The sequence below is a fragment of the Streptomyces sp. NPDC058195 genome (assembly GCF_042883525.1).
Lineage (GTDB): Bacteria > Actinomycetota > Actinomycetes > Streptomycetales > Streptomycetaceae > Streptomyces.
Window position 1 is genome coordinate 150,982 of sequence record NZ_JBHVVM010000020.1, and the last position, 9,741, is coordinate 160,722.

The following is a 9,741-nucleotide window of genomic DNA, read 5'->3' on the forward strand; positions in this document are numbered from 1 at the left end:
CGGGCCCGGACCACCTGTACTCACGGGGCGGTCCGGGCCCGTCCGTATGTCCGGGGGCGTTCGGCACCGGGGTCAGAAGAGCGCCGGGGTGTCGTCGGCGGCCTTGCTCTCGAAGGCCAGCAGCCGCTGCTTGCGGTCCAGTCCCCCGCCGTAGCCGGTGAGGCTTCCGGAGGCGCCGACGACCCGGTGGCAGGGAACGATGATGCCCACCGGGTTCTTGCCGTTGGCCAGCCCCACGGCACGGGAGGCGCCCGGTTTGCCGAGCTGCTCGGCCAGTTCGCCGTACGAGCGGGTCTCGCCGTACGGGATCCGCTGGAGCAGCGCCCACACGTCACGCTGGAAGGGGGTGCCCTCCAGGCGCAGCGGCAGGTCGAAGACGTGCAGCTCCCCGGAGAAGTAGGCGTCGAGCTGGCGGACGGCCTCGGCGAAGGGCTCCGGGTCCGGCGCGCCGAAGGACTCCTCGGGCGGGCGGTGGCGCTGCGCGGTCATGTAGAGGCCGCAGAGGACTCCGTCGGCCGCGACGAGGGTGAGCGGACCGTACGGGCTGTCGACGACGGTGTGCCGTCGGGTCGCCGTACCCGGAGGTGTGGTGGTCATGGCTGGACTTCCCGGTCTTCCTCAGGTGGGCAGATGGTTGATGGGGTGGTCGTCGACGGTCCACAGGTACTGCACCGCGTAGGCCCGCCAGGGGCGCCAGGCCGCGGCACGGGCGGTGAGCGCCGCCGGGGTGGAGGGGAGGCCGAGGTGTTCCGCAGCGCGCCGGATGCCGAGGTCGGTGGGGAGGAAGGCGTCCGGGTCGCCGAGGGCCCGCATGGCGATCACGTCGACGGTCCAGGGGCCGAATCCTGGGAGGGCGGCCAGCTGGGCGCGTGCGCGCTCCCGGTCGGTGCCGGTGTCCAGCCGCAGTGATCCGTCGGCGAGCGCGCCGACCAGGGTGGTGAGGGTGGTGCGGCGGCTGCGCGGCAGGGCGAGCTGTCCGGGGTCGAGCCCGGCGAGCGCCTCGGGGCTGGGGAAGAGGTGGGTGAGGCCGCCGCCCTCCGGGTCGTCGACGGGGCGGCCGTGCGCGAGCACCAGGCGGGCCGCGTGGGTGCGGGCGGCGGCCGTCGAGACCTGCTGGCCGAGCACCGCGCGTACGGCGAACTCCGCGCCGTCGACGGTACGCGGAACCCGCCGCCCCGGCGCCGCCGCGACCAGCGGGGCGAGCAGCGGGTCGGCGGAGAGCTGCTCGTCGACGGCGACCGGGTCCGCGTCCAGGTCGAGCAGGCGGCGGCAGCGGCTGATCGCGAGGGTGAGGTCACGCGGATCGGTGAGGGAGAGCCGGCAGGCGATGTGACCGGGGTGCGGGGTGAGGGCGACGATGCCGTGACCGTGGCGCAGCGTGAGGGTGCGCCGGTACGCACCGTCGCGCCACTCCTCGACTCCGGGGACGGCGGTCGCGGCGAGGTGGCCGAAGAGGTTGCTGGGGTTGAGCGGGGCCCGGTACGGCAGGCGCAGCGTGATCGCCCCCACAGTGGCCGGCGGTCTCGTGCCCCGGGCGGTGCGCTCGCGCAGCTCACCGGGGGTGAGGGCGAAGACCTCGCGGACCGTGTCGTTGAAGGTGCGGACGGAGGAGAATCCGGCGGCGAACGCGACGTCCGCCATGGACAGCCCGGTCGTCTCGATGAGCAGCCGGGCGGTCTGGGCGCGCTGGGCGCGGGCCAGGGCGAGCGGGCCCGCGCCCAGTTCGGCGTGGAGCTGCCGCTCGATCTGGCGGGCGGAGTAGCCGAGCCGCTTCGCGAGTCCGGCGACTCCCTCCCGGTCGACGACACCGTCCTGGATGAGCCGCATCGCGCGGGCGACGGAGTCGGCGCGGGCGTCCCACTGGGGGGAGCCGGGGCTGGTGTCGGGGCGGCACCGCTTGCAGGCCCGGAATCCGGCCTGCTGGCAGGCCGCCGCGCTCGGGTAGAAGGTCATGTTCGCCGCCTTGGGCGGCACGGCCGGGCAGCTGGGGCGGCAGTAGATCCGGGTGGTCAGCACCGCGGTGAAGAACCAGCCGTCGAAGCGGGCGTCCTTGGACTGGACGGCCCGTACGCAGCGCTCGGTGTCGGTGTGCATAGGCCAAGCATCCGTCGGCCGGGGCCTCGGAGGCTGGCGAGAATCCGACATCAACCTCCGGCTGCCAGGACTTCTCCGGTTTGCGCTGCGGCCGGCGTTCAGCGCTGCGCCGCCAGGGCCGACTCGAACTCCACGTACGCGTGGTCGTCGAACAGCACGAACCGCACCTCCTCGACGGGCGGCGCGGCCTCCTCGATCACCGTGCGGACGGCGATCCGCGCGCCGTCGTCCAGGGGCCAGCCGTAGATCCCGGTCGAGACGGCGGGGAAGGCGACGGTGCGCGCCCCCAGCTCCGCGGCCACGCGCAGGGACGCGCGGTAGCAGGAGGCGAGCAGGGCGGAACGGTCCTCGACGCTGCTCCAGACCGGTCCGACGGTGTGGACCACCCAGCGCGCGTCGAGCGCTCCGGCGGTGGTGGCGACCGCCTGGCCGGGGCGCAGGCCCTTGCCGTACCGCGAGGCGCGCAGCTCCCGGCAGGCGGCGAGGATCTCCGGGCCGCCGCGCCGGTGGATCGCGCCGTCGACCCCGCCGCCGCCGAGCAGGGAGGAGTTGGCGGCGTTGACGATGACGTCGGCGGACTGCCGGGTGAGGTCGCCACGGACCAGGGTGACGGTGACGCCTTCGGAGGTGCGCATGACGGACATCATGCCGTGCCCGGACCTCACGTCGCCCGCAGACGGCGCCAGACCGCCTTCGCCGCGTGGTGGCCGCACATGCCGTGCACTCCGGGGCCGGGAGGGGTGGCCGAGGAGCACAGGAAAACCGCTGGATGGGCCGTCGCGTACGGCACCCTGGCGAGCTTGGGGCGGATCACGGTCTGCAGACCGGCGAACGCTCCGCACGCGATGTCCCCGCCGACGTAGTTGGCGTTGCGCGCGGCGAGTTCGGGCGGTCCCGCGACGGCGCGGGCGAGCACCAGGTCACGGAAGCCGGGGGCGAAGCGCTCCAGCTGCCGTTCGATGACCTCGGTGGCGTCGCCCTCCCAGCCCGAGGGGACGTGTCCGTAGACCCAGAAGACGTGCTTGCCCTCGGGGGCACGGGACGGATCGGCCAGGCTCGGCTGGGCGGTGATCAGGAACGGGACGCTCGGGTCCTGCCCGTTCACCGCGGCCTTCAGCGCGGAGTCGATCTCGCCCGCGGTGGGGCCGACGTGGACCGTACCGGCCCGGCGGGCCTCCTCGGCGGTCCAGGGGACGGGCCCCGACAGCGCGTAGTCGATCTTGAAGCAGGAGGCGCCGTAGCGGAAGCCGCGGTAGGCGTGGCCGAGACCGGCGATGCGGGCCAGCGCGGTCGGCGAGGTGTCGAAGACGTAGGAGCGGGCGGGCGGCAGCTCGTCGAGCCGCCTGACGTCGACGCCGGTACGGATCGTGCCGCCCTGTTCGCGTACGTACCCGGCCAGGGCGTCGGAGATGGCCTGCGATCCGCCGCGCGGCACGGGCCAGCCCCGCTCGTGCGCCGCCAGGGCGAAGAGCAGGGCGATCCCGGCGGTCGCCGGGCCGCTGGTGGGCGCTATGGCGTGGGCGGCGAGCCCGGCGAACAGGCCGCGCGCCTTCGCGTCGCGGAAACGGCGGGAGAGCAGCGAGGCGGGCTGCAGCGCGTCGAGCCCGAACCGCACCCACCGGTACGGGTCGCGGGGCAGGCCGTCCCACGGGGTGCGCAGGAAGTCCTGGGCGAGGGTCTCCCAGTGGCCGAGGTAGGGGGCGACGAGCCTGCGGTACGCCCCCGCGTCACGGGCGCCCAGGGACATGGCGCTCTCCCCCACCGAGCCGGTGAGCACGGCGGCCGTGCCGTCCGGGAAGGGATGCGCGAGCGCCAGCTCCGGCTGGAGCCACTCCAGGCCGTGCCGCGCGAGCGGCATCGTGTCGAACGCGGGCGACCCGATGCCCAGCGGGTGGACGGCGGAACAGGGGTCGTGGCGGAATCCGGGGAGGGTGAGCTCCTCGGTGCGGGCACCGCCCCCGACGGTCTCCTTCGCCTCGAAGACCTCGACGGAGAAACCTCGGCGGGCCAGTTCGGCCGCGGCGGTCAGTCCATTGGGGCCCGCCCCCACGACGACTGCATCGAGCATCGACGGCACCTTCGGACTCCTTCGTCAGCCGGTGGCCAGGACAGCCAGGATATTCCGCGCCACCGACAGCACCGCCGCGGGGAGGGAAACTGCTCGACGAGCGCCCCGGATCCGCAGGCCATGCCCGCTCCGGCTCGCGGAACCGCTCCGCCCGCCCCGTCGCCGCGGCGCTGTCCCGGCTCACCGCCGTGCCCGGTGCCCGGTGTCCGTTGTCCGGGCCGTCGCGAAGGGTGCGGCCCGGACATCCGCCCGGCTCCGGTCCCCCCGCGCATCCGGGCGAGGGGCGCCGGGCGCGTACTCACCGGTCCGCACGGGGAACTGACACGGCGTCGGCGTCGGCAGCGGCAGCGGCAGCGGCAGCGGCCCGGAGCTCCCCGGAACCGCTGCGCGCGGCGGTTCCGGATCAGGCCGCGCCGCGCAGGGCTTCCAGGACGCGGGTGACGGTCGCCTCGTCGCGGGCCACCGTGAACGGCAGGGTGTTGCCGCCGGTGATGCGGAACGGTGCGCCGGAGAGGGTGGCCTGGGCGCCGCCCGCCTCGGCGACCAGCAGCAGGCCCGCCGCGTGGTCCCAGGCGTACTCCCAGGTGAAGGCGACCGCGTCCAGCGCGCCCCGGGCGATGTCCAGGTATTCGAGGCCCGCCGAACCGCAGGGCCGGGCGGCGATGCCCTCGGTGCGCAGGCCCAGCAGGGCGCGCATCCGCTCGTCGGTGGTGTGGTCCGGGTGTGACGTCGCCACGTGCAGCGGGTCGCCGGGGACGGGTGAGCCGGAGCGTATCGCCTCGCCGTCCAGGGTGGCGCCGCCGCCGCGCACGGCGACGGCCATCCGGTCCAGGGCCGCGGCGTACGTCCACGAGGCCAGGAGTTCGCCGCGGTGGGCGAGGGCGACCAGGGTGCAGAAGCCCGGCTCGCCGTGGACGAACTGGCGGGTGCCGTCGATCGGGTCGACGATCCACACGGGCGTGTCCCCACCGAGGGCGTCGTACACCTTCGGGTCGGCGTGCACCGCCTCCTCGCCGACGACGACGGATCCGGGCAGCAGCCGGGTCAGGGAGGCGGTGAGGCGCTCCTCGGCGAGGCGGTCGGCGGTGGTGACGAGATCGTACGGGCCGTTCTTCTCGACGATCTCGTGCTCGGCGAGCCGCCGGAAGCGGGGCATGATCTCGGCGGCGGCCGCTGCGCGGACCGCCGCTTCGACCTCGGTCGTACCGTCGGTGAGGAGTGTGTCGAACATGCCCCCAGCCAATCACGTCCCGGCGCGGCCCCGGCCACCTGGTCATGGCGGGAACATGGCTGCTCAGCGACCGACGGCGTACCCCTGCATGCCGCGCGGGTTGGCCGCGGCGGACAGCACCCCGGTCTCCGGGTCGCGGGCCACGGCGCACAGCCGCCCCTCGGACCAGGGGGCCCCGACGGTGACGTCATGACCCCGGCGGCGCAGCTCCGCGACGACCTCCGGGTCCATGTGACCCTCGACGGTGACGCTGCCGGGGCGCATGCCGCGCGGGAAGAAGGAGGCCGGGAAGCTGTCGTTGTGCCAGTTCGGGGCGTCGATGGCGCCCTGGAGGTCGAGCCCGCCGCGCACCCTGGCACGCAGCGCCACCGCCAGGAAGAAGTGCGCCTGCCACTGGTCCTGCTGGTCACCGCCGGGGGTGCCGAACGCCATCACGGGGACGCCGCCGCGCAGCGCGAGGGACGGGGAGAGGGTGGTGCGGGGGCGGCGGCCGGGCCGGAGCGAGTTCGGCAGGCCCTCCTCCAGCCAGGTCATCTGGAGCCGGGTGCCGAGCGGGAAGCCGAGTTCCGGCACGACGGGGTTGGACTGGAGCCAGCCGCCGCTGGGGGTGGCGGAGATCATGTTGCCCCAGCGGTCCACCACGTCGAGGTGGCAGGTGTCCCCGCGGGTCGTCCCGTCCCTCGCCACGGTCGGCTCGCCGGTCCCCGGGGCATGGGCGGGGCCGGTGGCGTCCCCGCCCGTGCCGGAGACGAGGGCCCGGATGTGGCCGCTGAGTACCGGTTCGCGTCCGTCCGGGCGGCCGGGACGCAGCTCGCGCGAGGCCTCGGCGGTGATCAGTGCGCGGCGCCCGGCGTTGTACGGCTCGCTGAGCAGTGCGTCGAGCGGGACGTCGGCGGCGTCGCCGTACCAGGCCTCCCGGTCGGCCATCGCGAGTTTGCAGCCCTCGATGAGCAGGTGGACGTAGTCCGCGCCGCCGTACCGGGGCAGTGCGGCGGGGAGCAGGGCGAGCTGCTGGAGGAGGGCGGGGCCCTGGCTCCAGCCGGCCGCCTTGGCCAGCGTCCAGCCGTTCCAGTCGTACGTGGCGGGCGCCTCGTAGGACGCGGACCAGCCGGCCAGGTCGGCGGCGGTGAGGGTGCCGGTGTGCCGGGAGCCGGTGGTGTCCATGGTGGGACGGGCGGCCTGGCGGACCAGGGCCTCGGCGATGAAGCCCTCGCGCCAGATCCGGCGGGCGGCCTCGATCTGCGCGGTCCGCTCCGCGCCGCCGCTCGCCTCGGCCTCGGCGGTCAGCCGGCGCCAGGTCGCGGCGAGCCGGGGGTTGCGGAACAGCCGGCCGGGCCGGGGCGGGCTTCCGCCGGGCAGGTACACCTCGGCGGAGGAGTGCCACTCGGTCTCGAAGAGTTCGCGGACGGTCTCCACGGTCCGGCCGACCCGCTCGACGGGGGCATGGCCGTCCTCGGCGTAGCCGATCGCGTACCGCAGCACCTCGGCGAGGTGCTTGGTGCCGTGGTCGCGCAGCAGCAGCATCCAGGCGTCGAAGGAGCCCGGCACGGCGGCGGCGAGCGGTCCGGTGCCGGGGACCAGGCCGAGGCCGAGGGAGCGGTAGTGGGCGATGTCCGCACCGGCCGGGGCGGGGCCCTGGCCGCACACCACGCGCACCTCGCCGTCCTTCGGCGCGATGATCATCGGCGTTTCGCCCGCCGGGCCGTTGAGGTGGGGTTCGACGACGTGCAGGACGAATCCGGCGGCGACGGCCGCGTCGTAGGCGTTGCCGCCGTCCTCCAGGACGGCCATCGCGGACTGCGAGGCGAGCCAGTGGGTGGAGGACACCATGCCGAAGGTGCCCTGGAGGGTGGGTCGGGTCGTGAACACAGGCCTGTCACCTTACTGTTGACGTGCCGACGGCCCAGATGACGGGCGCTCGGGACCGGCCCTGGGGAGAATCCGGGAAGACCGCGCCGGAACTCTCCTCCTCCCCCTTCCCCGGAAGGCCGCCGGCCATCCCGCGCCCCTTCCTCACCGCCTCCGGCACGAACGGGGCGTCGCGCGGGAGGGTGCCGCGGACGGGCGGCGTTCGGCGGAACGCGGCACCTCGCTCCCCGGAAAGCCCGCGGAGCCGGGCCTGTTCACCGTCCGCACCGCGCGGCCCTCCCCCGAGGGACCACCGGCGGACCACCGGGCAGACACACACGCACACGGCCGGGCGGGCGGACGCGCGTTACTTGCTGGCGGCGAAGCGCATCAGGGCATGCTCGTTGCCCTGCTTGATCTTCCCCGTCGTGTTGATCACTTCGAGTTTCCAGGTGCCGCCGACGCGCACGGCCTTGGCCACGGCGCAGCCGTTGTCCTGGGTGAGCAGGCTCGGCCAGATATCGGCGACCTGCTGGGAGCTTCCCCCGGTCGCGTCGTACACCTTGAAGCTGATGTTGCGCGCCTTCTGGAAGGAGCTCCCCTTCTTGTAGGCGGCGGCGACGAACACGATGGAGGTGATATGAGGCGGGAGCCGCGCGAACTCGACCGTCACCGTCTCGTCGTCGCCGTCGCCGTGCCCGGTCTGGTTGTCGCCGCTGTGAACCAGGGAGCCGTTGCCCATCGGATCGAGGGAGTCGAGTCCCGCGAGGCGCACCGGATCACCGTCCTGCATGGCGATGGCGATCAGGTCGAGGTCGGTACCGGACTTGCGGCGGAGCAGCCCCATCATCCCGCCGCTGCTGCCCGCGGTCGGATCCCAGGACACTCCGATGGACAGATGGGTCACCCCGTCCAGATCAGCCGGTCCGTCTTCCTTCTTGAGCGTAATCATGCGTGAATCATCCTCTTGACGACAGAAAAAGACACACAGAGTGTGCCTGCGCCTCTCAGAGGGTGCCCTGCGCGGGGAGGCGGGCGAACCCGGGCGGCCGGGACGCACCGTGCGTACGACGCGTCCCGTGGTCCCCTCAGTACCAGTCCTCGCGCGGTGGGTCGCAGAGCTCGAAGACCACTTCACCGGTGTCCGGCCCCTCGACGGCGACGGGGCGCACCTGAGCGCCGACCACCACCCGGTGAGGTGCCGCGCCCACGACCCGGCAGCGGAACACGAAGCCCTCCGGCAGGCGGACGAGGGACTCGTTGCGCGCGGCCTGCGTGTAGCGGTGGACGACACCGGACCGCACCACGACACCCAGGCCGTCGCTGTGTTCGGGCTTCAGGTCGCTCGACGCGCACACCGGGCAGAGCAGCCTCCGGAAGGAGGCCGTGCCGCACCATCGGCACCGGTGGTAGTTCAGGCCGGCTTCCTCATGCACCGTCCGCACGGTGCCATTGGACAACTGGGACACGGTCGACCCCCTGCGCTCGGCTCGGACGCGCCGCACTGGCCCGTCGGCGCGTCCGCACCATAGGGCACTGAGTGCCGAAACGTAAAGACACTCAGTGCCAGTCGTTCGCAGTGGAGGACCTGCCTTTAGCCGAGGGCCGCCTCGATCTGCTGCACCACACGCCACATCGGAGCCCCCTTCGCGGCGACCATCACCACCACATCACCGTCGCCCGCGGGAGCCGTCGCCGTGGGCGCGGGGGCTCCCGCGCCCGCCCCGCTCCCCCACACCCGGCGCACCATTCCCAGGGCGTGGTCGACGGCGGCCTCCGCGTCCCCCTCGCCGCCCGAACGCAGCCAGGTCCGCAGCCCGTTGTTGTGCGCGGCCACCACGGAAGCGGCGATCACCTCGGCGCGCAGCGCCCCGTCGTCCGCGTCGCCGTACCGGTCGCGCAGATAGCCGGCGAGCGTCTGCTCGTACCGCCGCACCACGGACAGTTCATAGGTGCGCAGCCCCGGCACCTCCCGGGTGAGGCGGTAACGCTGCACGGAGAACTCGGGGTTGGCCGCGTACATGCGCAGCACCAGCCGGGCCGCGCCGCTCACCGCCTCCACCGGCTCGGCGTCCCCGGCCGCGGCCAGGAACCCGGTCATGTCGGCCAGGCAGCGCTCGTGGTCCGGGAAGACCGCGTCCTCCTTGGAGGGGAAGTACCGGAAGAACGACCGGCGCCCGACCCCGGCCCGCGCCACGATGTCGTCCACCGTGGTCTCCTCGAAGCCGCGCTCCAGGAAGAGCTGGAAGGCCGCCTCCGCAAGCACTTCCCGCATCGGGGCCTTCTTGGCTGGTCTGCGCGCTTCAGTCATGCCGGGAACGTAACACCGAAACGCCTCTTCTGGCACCAGGTTCCTTTACAGAGGGTACTGAGTGCCATACTGTCGTCTGTACAAACCGCACCAGGTAGGAGAGCCGGCGTGAGCTTGAGGATCGTTGTCTGTGTGAAGTATGTGCCGGATGCGACGGGTGACCGGCGTTTCGCTGATGATCTGACGGTG

Annotated in this window: 9 protein-coding genes and 1 pseudogene; 1 reads left to right on the top strand and 9 read right to left on the bottom strand. The window is 73.6% G+C overall.

The features are described 5' to 3' along the window. Window positions 1-72 precede the first annotated feature (72 nt). The 9 genes from ACFVWY_RS24290 to ACFVWY_RS24330 all read right to left on the bottom strand — a co-directional run bounded on the left by ACFVWY_RS24290 (window position 73) and on the right by ACFVWY_RS24330 (window position 9,552). Window positions 73-597 carry a methylated-DNA--[protein]-cysteine S-methyltransferase gene (locus ACFVWY_RS24290; RefSeq protein WP_389876074.1) on the bottom strand — a complete coding sequence of 175 codons (525 nt, stop codon included), beginning with the start codon at window positions 595-597 and terminating at the stop codon, window positions 73-75. Window positions 598-618: 21 nt separating this feature from the next. Further along, window positions 619-2,094, bottom strand: a complete 1,476-nt coding sequence (locus ACFVWY_RS24295) for an AlkA N-terminal domain-containing protein (protein ID WP_389876076.1) — start codon at window positions 2,092-2,094, stop codon at window positions 619-621. 98 nt (window positions 2,095-2,192) lie between these two features. Beyond that, window positions 2,193-2,729 carry an O-acetyl-ADP-ribose deacetylase gene (locus ACFVWY_RS24300; protein WP_389876078.1) on the bottom strand — a complete coding sequence of 179 codons (537 nt, stop codon included), beginning with the start codon at window positions 2,727-2,729 and terminating at the stop codon, window positions 2,193-2,195. A gap of 26 nt (window positions 2,730-2,755) precedes the next feature. Continuing rightward, window positions 2,756-4,171, bottom strand: a complete 1,416-nt coding sequence (locus ACFVWY_RS24305) for a phytoene desaturase family protein (RefSeq protein ID WP_389876080.1) — start codon at window positions 4,169-4,171, stop codon at window positions 2,756-2,758. A 394-nt stretch (window positions 4,172-4,565) separates the two neighbouring features. Next, window positions 4,566-5,393, bottom strand: a complete 828-nt coding sequence (locus ACFVWY_RS24310) for an inositol monophosphatase family protein (protein ID WP_389876083.1) — start codon at window positions 5,391-5,393, stop codon at window positions 4,566-4,568. A gap of 63 nt (window positions 5,394-5,456) precedes the next feature. After that, on the bottom strand, window positions 5,457-7,262 hold the full coding sequence (locus ACFVWY_RS24315; protein ID WP_389876086.1) for a gamma-glutamyltransferase family protein: 1,806 nt from the start codon (window positions 7,260-7,262) through the stop codon (window positions 5,457-5,459). Between the two features lie 346 nt (window positions 7,263-7,608). Next, window positions 7,609-8,193, bottom strand: coding sequence for a TerD family protein (locus ACFVWY_RS24320; RefSeq protein WP_389876089.1), 585 nt, complete (start codon window positions 8,191-8,193; stop codon window positions 7,609-7,611). Between the two features lie 136 nt (window positions 8,194-8,329). Continuing rightward, window positions 8,330-8,677: a Zn-ribbon domain-containing OB-fold protein gene (locus ACFVWY_RS24325; RefSeq protein ID WP_389876090.1), complete on the bottom strand. Its 348-nt coding sequence runs from the start codon at window positions 8,675-8,677 to the stop codon at window positions 8,330-8,332. 158 nt (window positions 8,678-8,835) lie between these two features. Then, complete coding sequence (locus ACFVWY_RS24330) at window positions 8,836-9,552, bottom strand: TetR family transcriptional regulator (RefSeq protein ID WP_389876093.1); 717 nt, start codon at window positions 9,550-9,552, stop codon at window positions 8,836-8,838. A gap of 108 nt (window positions 9,553-9,660) precedes the next feature. On the opposite strand from ACFVWY_RS24330, the pseudogene ACFVWY_RS24335 reads away from it, so the two are divergent. Continuing rightward, window positions 9,661-9,741, top strand: a pseudogene (locus ACFVWY_RS24335) (electron transfer flavoprotein subunit beta); the annotation flags it as partial.